We start from the raw sequence: 17,058 nt of genomic DNA, 5'->3' as shown, positions 1-17,058 counted from the left end.
AGAACTTGTTTAAAAATAATATTCTAATAATTGGTAAAATTGTGGTTTTTATTATATAATTGAAAGTGTAAATTTTGGATAATTTATTTTTACTAAGGGGGAGATTAATTGCGTATACCACTTCAAATTTACGATTTTATTGCCGTTATATTTCCAGCAGTAATTCTTATTTTCTTTATTAAATATGAATTATCATTAGATTTATTTAGCAAAATTCAAAATGACTTTGAAAAAAATGCATTTTTGTTTGTTTTCTGTTATCTTGTCGGGCATATTATTCAACTAATGGCACGAAAAATTGAACGATGGAATATTCCTGTTTTTATAAACAAAAAAACACAAGAAATAGATGAAGAAAAATATATTTGTTTACAAGGAAGAAAGTTAAAAGTGAAATTTCCCAAAAAAATTGGTGGTACCGTCAAGAATTTTGTGTAATGTAAATGGGGTAGGGTTTCTCTGAAATGGATTTGAATTGATAGGGGACTGATTTTCTCCACACAGGAGACTGAATATTCAGTCTCCTGTGTGGAAAGGGAGAATCCCTCTATTTTGTTTATTTACAGTATTTGGTTAACAATAACGTTCTTCAAACATTCGCTCGAGGGCTTCATGCGCTTCGGCAAATCCTCGCAACTTTCGCCCTGCCCATTTCTCATTAAAATCTTGAATGGTCAAATACACGACTTTTTCCGCAGCTTCTAAACTGCTCAAACTGTTCATCGGCTTTAGACGTTTCCGAATCTCCTTAATCGTTCGTTCGATGGCATTCGTTGTATAAATCACACTTCGAATACTGCTTGGATAATCCATAAATGTTAGGAGGACATCCAACTCATTGGCCCAAGATTGAACTTCTCTCGGGTATTTACCAGACCATTTCGACTCAAACTGTTGAAACATTTGTAACGCCATCTCCTTATTCGGCGCGCGATAAATCAGCTTGAGATCCTCGGCCACTTCGAATTGGTCTTTTTTCCGAACACGGCTGAGCGTGTTGCGGACTTTGTGACCGACACAACGCTGCACATCGGCTTTCGGATAAACCGCCTTAAAGGCTTCCTCCAGCCCCGGTAGTCCATCGAATACGCCCAGAAGCACTTCCTTGACGCCTCTTTTGTAGAGCTGTTGGAGAATCTCCCGCCATCCATAGGCGCTTTCTTGTCCTCCCACGAAGAAATCCAGAATTTCTCGATACCCTTCTTCATTCACTCCTAACACCACATAAATAACTTCTTTCTCTACCGTATCCCGGCGAAGTTTCACGTACAAGCCGTCCAAATATAAGACAGAATAACGTTTGGATAGTGGACGATGGTGCCATTTCTCGATGTCTTCTTTCACGACATCGGTAATACGGCTGATCGTCGCTGGAGAATAAGCATTTCCTAGAATTCGTTCGATAAACTTGCCAATTTCCCGTGTACTCATGCCACTTTGATACATCCTAATGATGGCTTCCTCCAGCCAGCCCGTGTGGCGTTGATAAGGGGCAAACAACTGTGTTTGAAATTCCCCGTTTCGGTCTCTTGGCACCAAAAGACCCTCAATCCGGCCATATTGCGTATCTAGATTTCGTTGATAGTAGCCGTTTCTCATATTGGATGTGTCCGCCTGTTCGATTTCGAGGAAATGTTTGATTTCTTCCCGCATAATCAGCTCTAATTTTTCCTTCACAAACTGACGAATGACACTTTCCAGTTGATTTGCCCAGTCGACATTCGGTATACTTCTTTTAGACATAGGTAGGGTACTCCTTTCTCTAAGATTTTTGGTCCAATCAGAGAATACCCTACCTTTTTTCTTTTGGTCTAGCAAAATGCTTTACACAAAATTTTATACATCATCAAATTGGTCAAGCTATTTTAGAAAGTTTAAATGAATTTTATGGATTTACAATTGCAAAAGATGATCCAAAATTATTTGAATTAGCATATGGTCCTGTACATGATCGAATGGGAAAAAGAGATGTACTTTTATCAGTAGCAAATATGATGAGATCTCTAATTTTGGTTACTATTTTTTGTTCAATTTTTCTAATACTAAAAATTGTATGGTGTTGGATTGTTTTTCATCAATTTGATAGGAATTCTACAATACTATTAATTATTTTTGTGGGATCGTTTTATTTGTTTAGGACAGGGTATTATCAAAATACATTATATTCTGAAGAAATACCCTTTACTTCATTTCTAGCTTGGTATAGAGAACAAAAGATTAATAAATAATTCCGAAAAAGGGGCGTCGAGAATTGTTAACGATTCATTTTCTTAATGTTGGGCATGGTGATTGTACAGTTATTGAATTCCCAAGTGGTCGCGTCACAGTAATCGATATTAATAATTCGAAGGTGTTAGATAAAGAATCAATTAATGAGTTATCTGAGGGGAGATTTTTTTCGGAGTACATTAAAACACTAGAATTATCAGAGGCTACAAAATATTTGGAGGAAAATAAGGTTAATTTCGCCAAACCAATTGACCCAGTAGAATATATAAAAAACAGCATAACTAGTTCATCAATTTTTCGATTCATTCTTACTCATCCAGATATGGACCATATGACGGGTTTATATAGAATAAAAAATGAAGGTATAGATGTAGTTAATTTCTGGGATACGGATAATTGTAAAGAAGTAGATAAAAATAGTGTAACAGGTAAATATGATTACAGGGACTGGGAAACCTATCAAGAATGGAGAACTAAAGAAGAAAATCCAAAAACATTAAGGTTATATCAGGGAGCAGAAGGAAATTTTTTTACTGATGATGGTATTAAGATTTTATCACCAACAGAGGATTTAGTTAGTAAAGCGAATGAACAAGAAAATTGGAACTTACTTTCTTATGTTTTGCTTATTGAATATAAGGGGCATAAAATTGTTTTAGGTGGGGATGCAGAAAAAGAAGTATGGGACGATTTAGCCGAAAATCATAAAGAACTATTGGAAAATGTAAGTGTTTTGAAAGCACCTCATCACGGACGAGAGTCAGGGTATAGTGAAAATGCAGTTAGTATTATGAGTCCTACATGGACTATTTGTTCTATTGGAAAAAAGCCTGAACAGGATGCACATAACAAATATAGAAAACACACAAAGAAAAAAGTTTTATCTACTAGATTTAGAGGAAATATTGTCGTACAAATATCAGATTCAGGTGAGTTGTCTGTATATTCTCAATATAATTCTGAACCAGAAAATGATTTGTATCCTTTGGATAGTTATGGTATTAAAATTTAATTGTTAATCATCAAAGATTTGAAAATTCTTTAAGCACCTTAGCTGAACGAAGGCTGGGCGACGTATTGGCATCAACGGATTTTACGGGAAATGGATTTAACGAGCGAAGAGGCGATTGAATTTGCGAAATTAAACGCCAATGTCGTGCAGCCATCTCGCACAGGGATTAATCCATATTATTTGGGGTTGAAAATTTTTGAAGATATTGAAGAACGTTGGAACAACCCAACGGAGGAAATGAAAAAACTTGGGGTGAAGCCAGGATCGGGACGCCAAAAAATTTTTGAAGTACGTGAACTCGAATCCGATATTTCGTTTTTACGAAATTATTTAACGAAAGAGTTAGTGATGCGCGAGGATATGTATTTATTTCAAAAACAAGGGAAAGAGTATAAAGTTGTTGATAAAAATTGGGAGCACATTCGCGATCAACTCGTCAGTATGCGTGTCAATGGCGGATTTCCATACATTACAGTAAATGATGGCGATTACATGCGCAATGGTGAATTATATTTAAAACATTGGTATGAAGGAATTGAATTAGACATTAAATATTTAGAAAAAGTTCTTCCGTACATTTATCAGTTATGGGGCCGCGCTGTTCATATGGAAACGGTCGTTGAAGAGAAGCCTGTATTATTTACGTATGATGGAAAAACAGTGCATCGAAAATATATATAATGAAAAGGAGCTGCTCATGGAGGCAGCTCATTTTTATGTGTTTGAACGTTATTTGTTTCTATGCATGAAGTAATTGCCGGGTTCTTGTTATTAATTCCATCGCTGTATTTGTTAATGCGATTGTTTTTATTCAACAAAAAATATGTAAAAGGACAATTATAGGGAGAGCATAACATGCAAACATTTCTTATTATGTATGCGCCAATTCTTGTTGTGGAATTGTCTGTAGTTGCTGCGTTTTGGGCAGGATTGAAGGACGAACAAGTCGAGTAGGACTTCCTGCTCGACATTTTTTATATTTGTTCGTTGACATTGATGGAAAAATCGATTACTATAAGAATTAGATTAAATACCCATACATGTATATGTAAATAAATAAAAATATTTTATTTCGTAAAAACTATGATCGAGAAAAAGGAGGAATTTGTGATGAAAGTAGCGATTATCGCAGCTAACGGTGGTTTATTTGACGCATACAAAGTATTTAATATTGCCACAGCGGCAGCAGCATCTGAGGCGGAAGTAGGCATTTTTTTCACGTTTGAAGGGTTGAATCTCATTCATAAAGAAGCACATAAAAACTTACCGCTTCCAGAAGGAAAAGAGCATTTCCAAGAAGGATTTCAAAAAGCAAATGTTCCATCGATCGAAGAGCTTGTAAAAATGGCGCAAGAATTAGGTGTGAAACTAGTTGCGTGCCAAATGACGATGGATGTCATGGGCCTTGACAAAGATCAATTTGTCGATGGAATTGAAGTCGCTGGCGCTGCAACATTTCTAAACTTTGCAAAAGACGCCGACATTACGTTGACGTTCTAGTGGAGGGACGAAAATGAAACGAGTTACGGTATATACGACAACGACATGTCCGTATTGTGTAATGGTAAAAAACTTTTTACGTGAACAAGGCGTTCCGTTTGAAGAAGTCAACGTGCAACGGGATCCTGTCGCGGCTCGGAAACTTGTTGAAACAACAGGGCAAGTCGGAGTCCCGCAAATCGAAATCGATGGTCAATGGGTAATCGGATTTGATCCGGACGCCATCATGCAATTACTGCAACGTTAGCAAGATATGGGATGTCATTGCTGGAAAAGAACTTGTTCCAACAATGATTAACGTTAAGAAATGGTTCGTTCTTGATGTATGCAACAAAGAGATATTCGATGATTGAAAAATGGAAGGAAAGAAACATATACGATTGGAAGTATGTCAAACGGATATGGGAAAATTTCAAGCAGATAAAGAACGGGAATGGAAATCGATCCAAACCGTTGTGCAATTTGCTAAAAATGCATCAGCAAGAAAAAGCTTCGGATTATGGATTCCGAAGCTTTTTGATTATAATAATCATTAAAAAAAGAATACAGGAGGATTTATGAATGGCAGGGCATCGTTTTCATCCAGAAAAGGCGGAAAAATTATTAGATCCGAAGCGAAAAGAAATCATTGATCCAGAAAGGGCAATAGAGATACTGCAAATCGGAACGCAAGATGTCATCGTTGATTTGGGAGCTGGCAATGGGTATTTTACCGTGCCAATGGCGAAAAAGACGAAAGAAAAAGTATATGCTGTCGATGTACAACAAGAAATGTTGGAATTTTTAAAGACACACGCAGAAAAAGAACAAGTGGACAATATTGAATATATACTTGAGGATGTATCGAATACGTCTTTGCCTTCACGATTGGCGGATAAGGGGCTCATGTCGTTCGTGTTTCATGAAGTAGATGATCATGACGCAGTGCTTGCTGAGATCGAACGGGTGATGAAACCAAACGGAAAATTTCTGATCATTGAATGGGAAGCGGTAGAAAGCGAAATGGGGCCGCCGCTTCATGAGAGAATTCCTTCTCAGCAATTGCTAGAATATATGAAAACAAAACACCAGAATGTGGAATTTTTCTCCTTTCATCCAACCGTATACGGTATATTGCTAACGTATTGAGGCAACAGCGGTTATCCCAATACATGTTGGGATGATGAACGATACATCATTCATCCACATATTGTTAAAATAAAACAGTTGCCAATATACCTATAAGGGTATATAATAAACACAGACAACAATGATGGAGCGAGGTGATCGCTATATTGTATATCATCAGCCTGATTATTTTCAGTTTATTATTCATAGCATTGTATCGCCGTTATTATCCGGTAAGCGGTGTTCCATGCATAGATATAGCCGATAAACGAATCAAGGATATGGTTGTGTTAGATATTCGTGATTATAACGAAACAACAGAACCGCCTATTGCTAATTCTCTTCATATTCCGTATGCTTATTTAAAACGGCATTTTTCTAATATTCCCAGTAAATCGCTTCATATTATTGCAAACGATGAAATCGAAAAAAATTTAGGCGTACGTTTTTTACGACGCCGCGGTTTTGACGTACAAAGCTATTCAATCATCCATTGTCCTTGTCGAGAAAGGGGAAATGAAAAATGGAATACAATAAAGAAATCAAAAACCGCTTAAGACGGATTGAGGGACAAGTGAAAGGCGTTCTTAGCATGATGGAACAAGGAAAAGACTGCAAAAGCGTTGTCGCGCAATTATCGGCGGCACGCAATGCGATTGATCGCGCCATTGCGGTCATTGTAAGTACCAATTTAGAAAATTGTCTGCGCGAAAGCATGGAAAAAGGAGAAAAAACGGAACATTTAGTCAAAGAAGCGGTAGAGCTATTAGTAAAAAGCAGATAAGTCAACTCTTGAAAAAAGGGTTGACACACTCTTTTACACATATTAATATACCTATAGGGGTAATGGTAAAATAATAAGGAGGTTATCCATCATGAATGTAAATAAAGTATTAGATGCGAAAGGATTAGCTTGTCCAATGCCGGTTGTAAGAGCGAAAAAAGCGATGGATGAATTAACATCAGGGCAAGTGCTCGAAGTGCAAACAACGGATAAAGGATCAAAAAACGACTTGCCGGCATGGGCAAAAGCAAGCGGCCATACGGTTATTGATATGAAAGAGGAAAATGGCGTATTGACGTTTTGGATTCAAAAAGGGTAATTTTTTAGCATTTTATATACGTATATGAGTATATGTATACGAAAGGAGGAACTTAATGTCGCAACAAAAGAAAAAAACAACGATTATTTTATTTAGCGGCGACTACGATAAAGCGATGGCGGCGTACATCATCGCGAATGGTGCCGCCGCTTATGACCATGACGTCACGATTTTCCATACGTTTTGGGGATTAAACGCATTGCGAAAAGATGCGCATATTCCGGTGAAAAAAGGGTTTTTGGAAAAAATGTTTGCCAAAATGATGCCGCGCGGAGCGGATCGCATGGGGCTTTCCCGCATGAACTTTGGCGGCATCGGACCAAAATTAATCAAACACGTTATAAAAAAGCATAACGCGATGCCGCTGCCACAATTAATTGAAATGGCAAAAGAGCAAGGGGTTAAGTTAGTCGCGTGTCAAATGACTGTTGATTTATTAGGGTTGAAACCAGAAGAATTGATCGATGGCATTGAGTTTGCTGGAGTGGCAACGTATTTGGCGGATGCGTCAGAAGGGAACATAAACTTATTCATTTAAAGGTGATTACGAATGACACAAACAGTAATGAATATCGTTTTATTCCTATTGTTTGTTTGGTTTATTGCAATCCGCGTCATTCCACCGCGTGGAGTACGGATGATTACAACAGCAGAGCTAAAGAAAGAATTAGGAAAAAAAGATGTGCAGTATGTGGATGTACGTACTCCCGCGGAGTTCCGCGCGAATCATATTCGCGGATTTAAAAATATTCCCCTTCATGAACTGCCAAAACGTGCCAACGAATTATCCAAGGAAAAAGAAGTGATTGTGATTTGCCAAAGCGGAATGCGAAGTACAAAAGCCAGCAGACTATTGAAGAAACTTGGATTCCAATACGTAACGAACGTAAAAGGCGGGATGAACGCTTGGTCATAAAAAAGGAGGGGATCGTTGATGAAACAATTAACGGCAAAAGAAGTTGAAAAACTTCTTCAAGAAGGAAAACAACTGAACATTATCGATGTTCGTGAAGTGGATGAAGTAGCGGCTGGGAAAATTCCTGGTGCGATTAATATTCCGTTAGGATTGCTCGAATTTCGCATGAATGAGCTAGATAAAAATAAAGAATATATCCTTGTTTGCCGTTCGGGTGGAAGAAGCGGACGCGCAGCACAGCTGTTAGAAAGTCATGGATATCATGTGATCAATATGACTGGCGGCATGTTGGAATGGGAAGGACCTGTTGAATAAATAAAACGGCAAAAGGAGGAATGCAGCATGATTCGTGTAGATATGACAGTCGATGCAAAGGGATTATCTTGTCCAATGCCAATTGTAAAAACAAAAAAAGCGATCAATGACTTGCAACCGGGACAAGTGCTTGAAGTACAGGCAACCGATAAAGGTTCGAAAGCCGATATCAAAGCATGGGCGGAAAGTACCGGCCATCAATACTTAGGAACGATTGAGGAAGGAAACGTGTTAAAACATTATATTCGTAAAGCAAGTGACCATGAGACAAAAAGCGAAGCAACATATTCTCATGTAATTTCCAATGAACAGCTGGCGGAAAAAATAAATGATGATTCTGTGGTCATTATAGATGTCCGCGAGCCGGCGGAGTATGCGTTCGGACATATACCAGGCGCTATTTCGATTCCGCTTGGAGAATTAGAAGACCGCATCCATGAGTTGCCGAAGAATAAAACGATTTATGTTGTTTGCCGTACTGGAACGCGCAGCGATTTAGCGGCACAAAAATTAACAGAAAAAGGATTTACTAATGTATGGAATGTCGTCCCAGGCATGTCAAAATGGGAAGGACCGCTCGATACAACTCAATCCTGATTGAGCGGTTTTTTAAAAAACAAAAATATACTATAGGGGGTATAAAAATGGCGGTAAAAGAAATGACGGTGCAAACATTAACAGAAAAAGTATTAAATAAAGAACATCTCGTTATTTTTGACGTACGTAACGAAAGCGATTTTCATGATTGGAAAATTGAAGGGAGAAACTTTGAATATATTAATGTTCCATACTTTGAGTTGATTGATGGTGTAGATTCGGTTATCGGCCGCCTTCCAAAAGACAAAGATGTTGTCGTCGTTTGTGCCAAAGGCGGTTCAGCGGCATTTGTGGCAGAACAATTAGTAGAAGCCGGATTTGACAACATTTACACGCTCGTTGGCGGCATGAAAGCGTGGAGCGAACATCTTCATAAAGCAAAAGTATATGAAGATGACAAGATGAAAGTATATCAATTCATTCGTGTCGGAAAAGGATGTCTCTCTTATATGGTGATTTCCGGAAACGAAGCGCTTGTCGTTGACCCATCGCGGTTTATTGATGTATATGAACAAGTCGCACAAGAAGAAGGGGTAGCGATTACGCATATCGTCGATTCCCACTTACATGCAGATCATATTTCCGGCGGAAAAGCGTTAGCAGAACGTACAGGAGCGACATATTACTTGATGAAAAGCGAAGGAGCGGTGTTTGATTTCGAACCGCTGGAAAAACATGACCGCATTGATTTTGAACAAGTGCAATTAGAAGTATTAGCGGTGAAAACGCCAGGGCATACGCCGGGAAGTGTTTCCTTCTTCGTGAATAATCAATTGCTTTTCTCTGGAGATACGATTTTTGTCGGCGGACTCGGACGCCCGGATTTAGGCGGAAAAGCAGCGGAATGGGCAGCGGATTTATACGACACGGTATACGAAAAAGTAGCCGCGATTGCGGATGATGTAATCGTTCTGCCTGCCCATTACGCTAATTTGGATGAAGAAATGAGCAAAGCGGGATATATCGGCGATACATTAGGCAACATTCGTGCCCGCAACGACATGATGCAGCATAAGAAAAAACAAGAATTTATCGATATTGTCGTGCAAAACGCAAACACAGAGACACCGCCAAACTTTGAAGACATCGTAGCGATTAACCGCGGGCTGAAAGCGGTCGACAAGGAACAGCAGCAAGAACTCGAAATCGGTCCAAACCGTTGCGCGCTGCATCATACCCGTTAATTTGAAGGGAGTTGAAAAAATGAATGGGAATAAGGTCGTCGATACAAAAGGATTATCTTGTGCCATGATCGTTGTGAAGGCAAAAAAGGCTATCGATGAATTGCCACCCGGTCAAATACTTGAAATCGAAACAATGGATCAAGGAGCAAAAAATGATCTAACCGCTTGGATAAACGTAAGCGGTCATGAGCTAGTCGATTATAAAGAAGAAAATGGTGTATGGAAATTTTGGGTTAAAAGAAAATAATCATTCGGGGGTACGTAAAAGTACCCCCTAGTTTTCGAAAAGTCAAAAGGGGTAATGTATTGATGGAATTGACATTGAATTTCATCATCGTGATTTTTCTCATTGGCTTTATCGGTTCATTTATTTCTGGCATGGTTGGTATTGGAGGGTCCATTATTAAATACCCGATGCTGCTTTATCTTCCGCCGTTATTTGGGCTTGCTTCGTTCAGCGCCCATGAAGTGTCGGGAATTAGCGCGGTGCAAGTGTTTTTTGCGACGATTGGCGGCGTTTGGGCGTATCGAAAAAGCGGTTATTTAAATAAAACATTAATTCTTTATATGGGGATTAGCATTTTGATCGGCAGTTTCCTTGGCGGATTCGGTTCAAAAGTGATGAGTGAAGGAACAATTAATGTCGTGTACGGTATTCTTGCCGCGTTGGCTGCTGTTATGATGTTTGTTCCGAAAAAAGGCATTGACGATATTCCAAGCGATCAAGTGACCTTTAACAAATGGCTTGCCGCTGCATTAGCGCTTGTCATTGGGATTGGTTCAGGAATCGTTGGCGCAGCCGGTGCGTTTTTGCTAGTGCCTACTATGCTTGTTGTGTTAAAAATCCCAACACGAATGACGATTGCCTCTTCGCTGGCGATTACGTTTATTTCCTCCATTGGTTCGACGTTTGGAAAAATCACAACAGGGCAAGTGGAACTGCTTCCTTCCATCATCATGGTTATTGCCAGCTTAATCGCCTCTCCTTTAGGAGCAAAAATGGGCCAAAAAATGAATACAAAAATATTGCAAGTTATTTTAGCGTTTTTAATTTTAGCGACAGCCGTAAAAATTTGGGTTGATATTTTATAATTTCAAGTATAAATATGAACCGCATTTTATTTCAATCATTTCATTTCCATGTATAGTTTGCTTTAAATCGCCCACACTAGCTGGTGAAAATATCAAGGAGGGTGTGGGCGTTAATGAAAGAAGTATTGCAGCGTGTCAAAGAAAAGCTGGAACAATCGTTTGACAATCCGGGCGCTTACGATTTGGAACAATGTCTCCGCGAACTCGAGCAGTTAAAGGCGACGGCAGGCGACAAACAACAAATGATGGAAGATGTCATTCGCGCTATCACCCACGCGAAAAACGCGCAAGCACAGCTTGCCAATGCGGGCGATGAGTCGGCAACGAACGCTTTTGCCGAAGCGTATCGGGCGCTTGATCAAGCGATTGAATCTTACAGCAACGTAGATAATGACCCAGTGTGAATAGGCAAGGATTCCCTTGCCTATGCATGAGTAATGTTTATGGAAGAAAGCTTGTTTCCGTTCGCCTGGAGAGGAGATATAAAAAGAAGGAAAGCCTGGACAGAAAAAATCTCCGGCAAAATCTTGATACAATATTGACAAAATTTCGATACAATATTTTATTGATGGTTCATTGAAATATCAACTTATTTTTCTATAAAATAAAAATTGGAAAAAGTGAAACTATTTAGGGAGGTACCAAAAATAAAAGCCCTTACCTATCTGGGACCAGGAAAAAAAGAAGTAATGGAAAAGCCAAAATCGAAAATTGAAAAGGAAACCGATGCAATTGTTAAGATCACAAAAACAAACGATTTGTGGAACAGACTTGCATATTCTTTCAGGGGATGTTCCTACGGTAGAAGAAGGTCGAATTTTAGGGCATGAAGGCGTAGGGATTATTGAAGAAGTTGGTTCAGCAGTAAAAAATTTCAAAAAAGGCGATAGAGTGCTGATTTCTTGTATTACCTCGTGTGGAAATGCGAAAATTGCAAAAAAGGGTTGTATGCTCATTGCGAAGATGGAGGCTGGATCTTAGGACACTTAATTGATGGAACCCAAGCAGAGTATGTAAGAATTCCACACGCAGACAACAGTCTTTATCCGATTCCGGAAGGCGTGGATGAAGAGGCACTCGTCATGCTTAGTGACATTCTTCCGACAGGGTTTGAAATTGGGGTGTTAAACGGAAAGGTTCAGCCTGGACAAACCGTTGCCATTATCGGAGCTGGTCCCGTAGGTATGGCAGCGCTATTAACGGCTCAGTTTTAAGAGATCATTATGGTTGATTTAGACGATAACCGTTTAGAAGTTGCGAAAAAATTTGGTGCAACTCAAGTGGTTAATAGCGCTGATGGTAAGGCAGTGGAAAAAATTATGGAATTAACCGGCGGAAAAGGTGTAGACGTCGCGATGGAAGCCGTCGGAATTCCAGTAACATTTGATATTTGCCAAGAAATTGTAAAACCAGGCGGCTATATAGCCAATATAGGTGTTCATGGAAAAAGCGTGGAGTTTCATATTGAGAAGTTGTGGATACGGAACATTACGTTGACAACCGGTCTTGTCAATACGACTTCTACCCCGATGTTATTAAAAACGGTGCAGTCGAAAAAATTAAAACCGGAACAATTAATTACACATCGCTTTGCTTTTTCTGACATTATGAAAGCTTATGAGGTATTTGGCAACGCAGCAAAAGAAAAAGCATTAAAAGTCATTATTTCCAACGACTAAAAAAATCAATTCTTAATCATTAGAGCCTGTATCCAAAATCATTCAGTTATAGAAGGCATATGTAGGATCAAACCAATATCAGACAGAAAGATGGTAATCAAACGTGATATTGATTTGCAATCTATTCAAGAAGTAAGAAATTACCTTGAAGAAGCTAAATCAGCACAAAAAATCATTCAAAAATGGAATTCGTGAGATGCAGGCGTCAAACAAACAGTTGAAAGAGAAAAATCCCGCACTAACTTAAAGCACTTTAGAAAAGTTTGTAAACCAATATTATCCTGAGAAAGCAAGGAAGTAATAGCGTACAACAAACCCAGCGGCAAGCTGGGTTTGTTGTATATTCTCACCAATTTTTAAATTCAAAATTATTCTGATGATTTTATATGAATTTTTACCGTTAACCTGCATAATGTTGTAATACCCCAGAAGATCGATAATAATGGAGGATTTCAAAAAATAACATTAACACTTACAAAAAAATTAAGGGTAAAAAAGGAGTTTTTTTATATCGCATAGAAAAATGATAATATCAACGATTTTTTTGGAGGGGTTTATCTTTAATGCGCTTTCAACATCCGAGTTAAGCGATAGGGGATTGTAGATTTCTTTTGGATGTGCTAATCTATCCATGCAAGAGACATTAACCTTCTTATTTGGATCGTTTGCTTGTATATCTTTATTCTAGAAGCCGGTTCATGTCACTTTTATTTACTTCATTTACTCAAGTGCTCAAATGCAGTTGTGATATAATAAAATATTATAATAATTTGACAAACTTGGAGGTAGCAATGGAACTTCTAGAAGTGTTTAAAGCCTTGTCCAATGAAACAAGGCTGCAAATCGTACAGTGGTTAAAAAATCCTGAAATTCACTTTCCAAAACCGCAGCATGGGGATATACACGAAGATGGAGTTTGCGTAAGCGACATCCATAAAAAAGTTGGATTGTCACAATCTACAGTGTCCCTTTACCTGTCCATGTTGCAAAACGCCGGATTGATAAAAGCAAAACGAGTTGGGCAATGGACTTATTATAAAAGAGATGAGGAGAACATCAAAAAAATAATCGAATTGTTATCTAGGGATTTATAGCCCCAATTCTTCGCTCACGTTTAGATTGTGAGCATCAATTATTATTTTGGGCTTGAATCCTTTTTATTTTTATATTATTATATTCATAGTTCTAGATATCTATAAATATAGAATTAGTTCTAAATCTCTTTTATTTTTATGATTTATATCGATAATTCTAGATATTTATATTTATAAAAACAGATAAAAATAGACGGAATAAATATGAATCGGTTTGGTAAATATAGATTTGCGCATTATCTGACTGTCGGGCTGTTTTTGTCTTTGGAATACTAGGGGTAGTATTAAGACATCGAAAGAAACGGGATGGCTGAAAGAAATGTAAATGTGGAGGAACGATGATGAATCGTTTTGAAAAGCACAAAGGATATTCACGCATGTTTAAAGAAAACCATCTTACTCTCGGGTTGTTCTTTCCAATTGAATCATACGAGGGCAGCATTCCAAAGATGGACATTGAAAAACAAATGAAACTGGCAAAAAGGGCAGAAGAGCTCAATTTTGCTGCATTGTTTGTTAGAGATGTTCCATTACATGACCCTTATTTTGGAGATGTAGGTCAAATTTATGATCCTTGGGTTTATTTAGGATATCTAGCCGCCCATACCGAAAAGATTGCTTTGGGAACCGCAAGTATTATTCTCACCTTGCGCCACCCTTTGCATGTTGCCAAAGCAGCCGCTTCGGTTGACAAACTATCTGGCGAACGTTTGATTCTAGGGGTGGCGACAGGGGATCGCCCTATCGAATTTCCAGCTTTCTCAGTCGAGCCTGAACAGCGCAGCGCTTTGTTTCAAGAAGCTGTATTCGTAATGAAAAAAGCGTGGAAGGAGAACTTTCCGGTAATCGAATCAACGCGAGTTCATATGTCGAGCGGGGATCTTTTGCCGAAACCGCGCTTGTCGGACATTCCGGTGCTGGTAACTGGCCACAGTTCTCAGTCCGTGGAATGGATTGCTGAAAACGGCGATGGTTGGATGTATTATCCGCGAAACTTGAGATTCCAAGCGGAATTGATTAAAAATTGGCGCTCTCATACCGATCAGTTTAAACCGTTCACTCAATCTTTATATGTAGATTTGACGGAGGACCCAAATCATCCGCCAATCCCTATTCATTTAGGGTTCCGAGTCGGACGCAATATACTCATTGAATTCTTGGAAAGTCTTAAAAATATTGGTGTCAATCACGTAATTATCAACTTAAAATATGGCCATCGTCCTGTTGAAGAAGTGATTGAAGAATTAGGAGAAGAAGTTGTTCCACACTTTCCAGCATTAACTGAGGAGTAATTCAGGGAAATGAAATATTAAGGACTCGCGCGATTCCGTTCTAATCCACCTTGAGATCGGAATCGCGGGTTCTACTTGTTAGTCTACTAGTCTTGGTTTGAGAGAAATGAATCCTCTTAAAGTTTTATAGCAACTCAAAAATGCCACGGGGATGATGGAAAACATTCAGGACAGGAGTTGTATGTCTCAAAAGAGATGATAGTTCGATTATGAAGAAAGAAGAAATTGAGATTGTACAGGACAAAAACGACGTAGAATATCAACTATACTCTAAGCAGCGTAATAACCTGTCTGTCGAATATTGGGTTTTTATGTAACCGCTTTATGTAACCGTTGCCAGTTTTGTGTGGTCGATATTGCCTCATTCTTGCCATGAAAGGCGGGTGCTATTGAACGCCAAGTGATTGCCACTTAGAGGAGGTGATGGCGGAAGCAAAAGATAACGTTGCTGCTCACACGAGCAATATTGACATGACAAAATTATTCTACCGGTTATAGGAAATTATAAAAAATAAAAATCATTAAAGGAGAGGGATTAAAAGTGTTACGTGATATTGATTTGCAATCCATCCAAGAAGTAAGAAATTACCTTGAAGAAGCTCAAGCAGCGCAAAAAATTCTTGCAAAAATGACACAAGAAGAGATTGATAAAATTGTTGAAAGCATGGCAAATGCGGCAAGAGAAGAAGCGGCACGCTTAGCGGCTATGGCAGTAGAAGAAACTGGTTTTGGTAATGTTGCAGATAAAACGACGAAAAACCTTTTCGCAGCGAATGACGTTTACAACTCTATCAAAGATGTGAAAACTGTCGGGGTTATTCGTCGCGATGAAGAAAATCGCGTATGGGAAGTTGCTCAACCTGTAGGAATCGTTGCAGGAATCGTCCCATCCACAAACCCAACTTCAACAGTTATTTTTAAATCATTGATCGCAGTTAAAGCAGGAAATGCTATTATTTTCAGCCCACACCCAGCAGCTGCAAAATGTACAGTAGAGGATGCAAGAATCATGCAAGAAGCGGCAGAGCGCGCTGGAGCTCCAAAAGGCTTGATTTCTTGCATCACACAACCAACAATGGCTGCAACAAACGAGTTAATGAAGCATAAATTAACCGATGTCATTTTAGCAACTGGCGGTCCTGGCTTGGTGAAAGCAGCTTACAGCTCTGGAAAGCCTGCATATGGCGTAGGACCTGGTAACGTACCAGTCTATATCCATGAAAGTGCAAATATCGCAAAAGCTGTTGAACTAATCATCCAAAGTAAAACTTTTGACAATGGAACAATTTGTGCTTCTGAACAAGCTCTTTTAGTTGATGAATCTATTAAAGAAAAAGTTGTTGCTGAATTAAAACAACAAGGCGCTTACTTCTTGAATGAAGTGGAAAAACAAAAAGTAGCTTCTATCATCATGGTAAACGGTTCGTTAAATGCGAAGATCGTTGGAAAAACGCCTCAAGTAATTGCGGAAATGGCTGGTATTGAAGTTCCTGCTGACGTGAAAGTGCTTGTAGCGGAAGAAACAGGAGTGGGTAAAGAATATCCATTCTCAATCGAAAAGTTGTCTCCAATTCTAGCATTCTATACTGTAAAAGGTATGGAAGAAGCAAGCGAGCTTGCACTAAAACTGCTTGAAGTGGGCGGACTCGGTCACACAGTTGGAATTCACGCTGAAGACGAAAAAGTGATCGAAGCGTACACAATCGATAAACCAGCATCTCGTATTATTGTAAATTCTGGTACAACATTTGGTGGAATTGGTGCTACAGTGAATTTAATGCCATCCTTGACACTTGGATGCGGTGCAATCGGCAACAACGTTACATCTGACAACGTTACAGTAACTCATTTGTTCAACATTAAACGTGTTGCATTTGGAGTTCGCGAGATGCCAAAAAAAGATGAGGCACAAAAAGAAGCTGCATTAACGAAATAATA

General features: G+C 38.9%; 23 protein-coding genes and 2 pseudogenes. 24 read left to right on the top strand and 1 reads right to left on the bottom strand.

The genetic code is table 11. The features are described from left to right. Positions 1 to 108: 108 nt before the first annotated feature. Complete coding sequence (locus NXM86_RS15130; RefSeq protein WP_498958242.1) at positions 109 to 438, top strand: hypothetical protein; 330 nt, start codon at positions 109 to 111, stop codon at positions 436 to 438. Positions 439 to 573: 135 nt separating this feature from the next. Here the strand turns inward: NXM86_RS15130 and NXM86_RS15125 are convergent, their stop codons facing one another. Continuing rightward, positions 574 to 1,743 carry an IS256 family transposase gene (locus NXM86_RS15125; RefSeq protein WP_089097118.1) on the bottom strand — a complete coding sequence of 390 codons (1,170 nt, stop codon included), beginning with the start codon at positions 1,741 to 1,743 and terminating at the stop codon, positions 574 to 576. Between the two features lie 508 nt (positions 1,744 to 2,251). On the opposite strand from NXM86_RS15125, the gene NXM86_RS15120 reads away from it, so the two are divergent. The 23 genes and pseudogenes from NXM86_RS15120 (at position 2,252) to NXM86_RS15010 (ending at position 17,056) form a co-directional block, all read left to right on the top strand. Then, entirely contained in the window at positions 2,252 to 3,241 is a 990-nt protein-coding gene (locus NXM86_RS15120) for a ComEC/Rec2 family competence protein (RefSeq protein ID WP_498958241.1), read from the top strand. A gap of 42 nt (positions 3,242 to 3,283) precedes the next feature. Continuing rightward, positions 3,284 to 3,922 (top strand): annotated as a pseudogene (locus tag NXM86_RS15115) (SpoVR family protein); the annotation flags it as partial. 174 nt (positions 3,923 to 4,096) lie between these two features. Further along, positions 4,097 to 4,195 (top strand): cytochrome bd oxidase small subunit CydS family protein, encoded by a 99-nt coding sequence (cydS, locus tag NXM86_RS15110; protein WP_375216885.1) that lies wholly within the window; start codon positions 4,097 to 4,099, stop codon positions 4,193 to 4,195. 156 nt (positions 4,196 to 4,351) lie between these two features. Continuing rightward, a complete protein-coding gene (locus NXM86_RS15105) occupies positions 4,352 to 4,741 on the top strand; it encodes a DsrE/DsrF/DrsH-like family protein (RefSeq protein ID WP_062754009.1) in 390 nt (129 codons plus the stop codon). A gap of 13 nt (positions 4,742 to 4,754) precedes the next feature. Beyond that, complete coding sequence (locus tag NXM86_RS15100; RefSeq protein ID WP_062678940.1) at positions 4,755 to 4,988, top strand: glutaredoxin family protein; 234 nt, start codon at positions 4,755 to 4,757, stop codon at positions 4,986 to 4,988. A gap of 133 nt (positions 4,989 to 5,121) precedes the next feature. Then, the gene (locus NXM86_RS15095; RefSeq protein WP_498958240.1) at positions 5,122 to 5,277 is read left to right on the top strand and encodes a hypothetical protein; all 156 of its coding nucleotides are present in this window, start codon (positions 5,122 to 5,124) and stop codon (positions 5,275 to 5,277) included. A gap of 25 nt (positions 5,278 to 5,302) precedes the next feature. After that, positions 5,303 to 5,869 carry a class I SAM-dependent methyltransferase gene (locus tag NXM86_RS15090; RefSeq protein WP_498958239.1) on the top strand — a complete coding sequence of 189 codons (567 nt, stop codon included), beginning with the start codon at positions 5,303 to 5,305 and terminating at the stop codon, positions 5,867 to 5,869. A gap of 146 nt (positions 5,870 to 6,015) precedes the next feature. After that, on the top strand, positions 6,016 to 6,405 hold the full coding sequence (locus NXM86_RS15085; RefSeq protein WP_216368308.1) for a sulfurtransferase: 390 nt from the start codon (positions 6,016 to 6,018) through the stop codon (positions 6,403 to 6,405). Further along, a complete protein-coding gene (locus NXM86_RS15080; protein WP_012749266.1) occupies positions 6,372 to 6,632 on the top strand; it encodes a metal-sensitive transcriptional regulator in 261 nt (86 codons plus the stop codon). The genes NXM86_RS15085 and NXM86_RS15080 overlap by 34 nt, the downstream gene beginning before the upstream one ends. A 91-nt stretch (positions 6,633 to 6,723) precedes the next feature. Continuing rightward, positions 6,724 to 6,951 carry a sulfurtransferase TusA family protein gene (locus NXM86_RS15075; RefSeq protein WP_003252677.1) on the top strand — a complete coding sequence of 76 codons (228 nt, stop codon included), beginning with the start codon at positions 6,724 to 6,726 and terminating at the stop codon, positions 6,949 to 6,951. A 55-nt stretch (positions 6,952 to 7,006) separates the two neighbouring features. Then, positions 7,007 to 7,489, top strand: a complete 483-nt coding sequence (locus NXM86_RS15070; protein WP_081189035.1) for a DsrE/DsrF/DrsH-like family protein — start codon at positions 7,007 to 7,009, stop codon at positions 7,487 to 7,489. 12 nt (positions 7,490 to 7,501) lie between these two features. After that, positions 7,502 to 7,867 carry a rhodanese-like domain-containing protein gene (locus NXM86_RS15065; RefSeq protein ID WP_062754003.1) on the top strand — a complete coding sequence of 122 codons (366 nt, stop codon included), beginning with the start codon at positions 7,502 to 7,504 and terminating at the stop codon, positions 7,865 to 7,867. An 18-nt stretch (positions 7,868 to 7,885) separates the two neighbouring features. Beyond that, the gene (locus NXM86_RS15060; protein WP_003252666.1) at positions 7,886 to 8,182 is read left to right on the top strand and encodes a rhodanese-like domain-containing protein; all 297 of its coding nucleotides are present in this window, start codon (positions 7,886 to 7,888) and stop codon (positions 8,180 to 8,182) included. 27 nt (positions 8,183 to 8,209) lie between these two features. Beyond that, complete coding sequence (locus NXM86_RS15055) at positions 8,210 to 8,779, top strand: sulfurtransferase TusA family protein (RefSeq protein WP_498958238.1); 570 nt, start codon at positions 8,210 to 8,212, stop codon at positions 8,777 to 8,779. Positions 8,780 to 8,826: 47 nt separating this feature from the next. Further along, complete coding sequence (locus NXM86_RS15050; RefSeq protein ID WP_498958237.1) at positions 8,827 to 9,963, top strand: MBL fold metallo-hydrolase; 1,137 nt, start codon at positions 8,827 to 8,829, stop codon at positions 9,961 to 9,963. A gap of 19 nt (positions 9,964 to 9,982) precedes the next feature. Further along, positions 9,983 to 10,210 (top strand): sulfurtransferase TusA family protein, encoded by a 228-nt coding sequence (locus NXM86_RS15045; protein WP_012749272.1) that lies wholly within the window; start codon positions 9,983 to 9,985, stop codon positions 10,208 to 10,210. 62 nt (positions 10,211 to 10,272) lie between these two features. Continuing rightward, positions 10,273 to 11,055, top strand: coding sequence for a sulfite exporter TauE/SafE family protein (locus NXM86_RS15040; RefSeq protein WP_062678946.1), 783 nt, complete (start codon positions 10,273 to 10,275; stop codon positions 11,053 to 11,055). A gap of 113 nt (positions 11,056 to 11,168) precedes the next feature. After that, positions 11,169 to 11,459: a hypothetical protein gene (locus NXM86_RS15035; RefSeq protein ID WP_012749274.1), complete on the top strand. Its 291-nt coding sequence runs from the start codon at positions 11,169 to 11,171 to the stop codon at positions 11,457 to 11,459. 322 nt (positions 11,460 to 11,781) lie between these two features. Further along, a pseudogene (locus tag NXM86_RS15030) lies at positions 11,782 to 12,269 on the top strand (alcohol dehydrogenase catalytic domain-containing protein). 9 nt (positions 12,270 to 12,278) lie between these two features. After that, entirely contained in the window at positions 12,279 to 12,734 is a 456-nt protein-coding gene (locus NXM86_RS15025; protein ID WP_498958236.1) for a zinc-binding dehydrogenase, read from the top strand. A gap of 791 nt (positions 12,735 to 13,525) precedes the next feature. Beyond that, positions 13,526 to 13,828, top strand: coding sequence for an ArsR/SmtB family transcription factor (locus tag NXM86_RS15020; RefSeq protein WP_012749276.1), 303 nt, complete (start codon positions 13,526 to 13,528; stop codon positions 13,826 to 13,828). Between the two features lie 341 nt (positions 13,829 to 14,169). Then, positions 14,170 to 15,120, top strand: a complete 951-nt coding sequence (locus tag NXM86_RS15015) for an LLM class oxidoreductase (protein ID WP_498959047.1) — start codon at positions 14,170 to 14,172, stop codon at positions 15,118 to 15,120. Between the two features lie 541 nt (positions 15,121 to 15,661). After that, entirely contained in the window at positions 15,662 to 17,056 is a 1,395-nt protein-coding gene (locus tag NXM86_RS15010) for an acetaldehyde dehydrogenase (acetylating) (protein WP_498958235.1), read from the top strand. Positions 17,057 to 17,058: the final 2 nt, after the last annotated feature.

Source organism: Geobacillus sp. CX412, assembly GCF_027942335.1.
In the GTDB taxonomy this organism is placed as follows: Bacteria; Bacillota; Bacilli; order Bacillales; family Anoxybacillaceae; genus Parageobacillus_B; species Parageobacillus_B toebii.
Note: the sequence above shows the minus strand (reverse complement) of the source record. Positions and strands in the feature narration are given on the sequence as shown.

Excerpts from the sequence above, each read along its gene's own strand:
- NXM86_RS15065 (WP_062754003.1), top strand. The coding sequence starts at position 7,502 with ATGACACAAACAGTAATGAATATCGTTTTATTCCTATTGTTTGTTTGG.
- NXM86_RS15125 (WP_089097118.1), bottom strand. The coding sequence starts at position 1,743 with ATGTCTAAAAGAAGTATACCGAATGTCGACTGGGCAAATCAACTGGAA.
- NXM86_RS15100 (WP_062678940.1), top strand. The coding sequence starts at position 4,755 with ATGAAACGAGTTACGGTATATACGACAACGACATGTCCGTATTGTGTA.
- NXM86_RS15045 (WP_012749272.1), top strand. The coding sequence starts at position 9,983 with ATGAATGGGAATAAGGTCGTCGATACAAAAGGATTATCTTGTGCCATG.
- NXM86_RS15025 (WP_498958236.1), top strand. The coding sequence starts at position 12,279 with ATGGTTGATTTAGACGATAACCGTTTAGAAGTTGCGAAAAAATTTGGT.
- NXM86_RS15040 (WP_062678946.1), top strand. The coding sequence starts at position 10,273 with ATGGAATTGACATTGAATTTCATCATCGTGATTTTTCTCATTGGCTTT.
- NXM86_RS15060 (WP_003252666.1), top strand. The coding sequence starts at position 7,886 with ATGAAACAATTAACGGCAAAAGAAGTTGAAAAACTTCTTCAAGAAGGA.
- NXM86_RS15020 (WP_012749276.1), top strand. The coding sequence starts at position 13,526 with ATGGAACTTCTAGAAGTGTTTAAAGCCTTGTCCAATGAAACAAGGCTG.
- NXM86_RS15070 (WP_081189035.1), top strand. The coding sequence starts at position 7,007 with ATGTCGCAACAAAAGAAAAAAACAACGATTATTTTATTTAGCGGCGAC.
- NXM86_RS15015 (WP_498959047.1), top strand. The coding sequence starts at position 14,170 with ATGAATCGTTTTGAAAAGCACAAAGGATATTCACGCATGTTTAAAGAA.
- NXM86_RS15050 (WP_498958237.1), top strand. The coding sequence starts at position 8,827 with ATGGCGGTAAAAGAAATGACGGTGCAAACATTAACAGAAAAAGTATTA.
- NXM86_RS15035 (WP_012749274.1), top strand. The coding sequence starts at position 11,169 with ATGAAAGAAGTATTGCAGCGTGTCAAAGAAAAGCTGGAACAATCGTTT.
- NXM86_RS15090 (WP_498958239.1), top strand. The coding sequence starts at position 5,303 with ATGGCAGGGCATCGTTTTCATCCAGAAAAGGCGGAAAAATTATTAGAT.
- NXM86_RS15080 (WP_012749266.1), top strand. The coding sequence starts at position 6,372 with ATGGAATACAATAAAGAAATCAAAAACCGCTTAAGACGGATTGAGGGA.
- cydS (WP_375216885.1), top strand. The coding sequence starts at position 4,097 with ATGCAAACATTTCTTATTATGTATGCGCCAATTCTTGTTGTGGAATTG.
- NXM86_RS15055 (WP_498958238.1), top strand. The coding sequence starts at position 8,210 with ATGATTCGTGTAGATATGACAGTCGATGCAAAGGGATTATCTTGTCCA.
- NXM86_RS15075 (WP_003252677.1), top strand. The coding sequence starts at position 6,724 with ATGAATGTAAATAAAGTATTAGATGCGAAAGGATTAGCTTGTCCAATG.
- NXM86_RS15105 (WP_062754009.1), top strand. The coding sequence starts at position 4,352 with ATGAAAGTAGCGATTATCGCAGCTAACGGTGGTTTATTTGACGCATAC.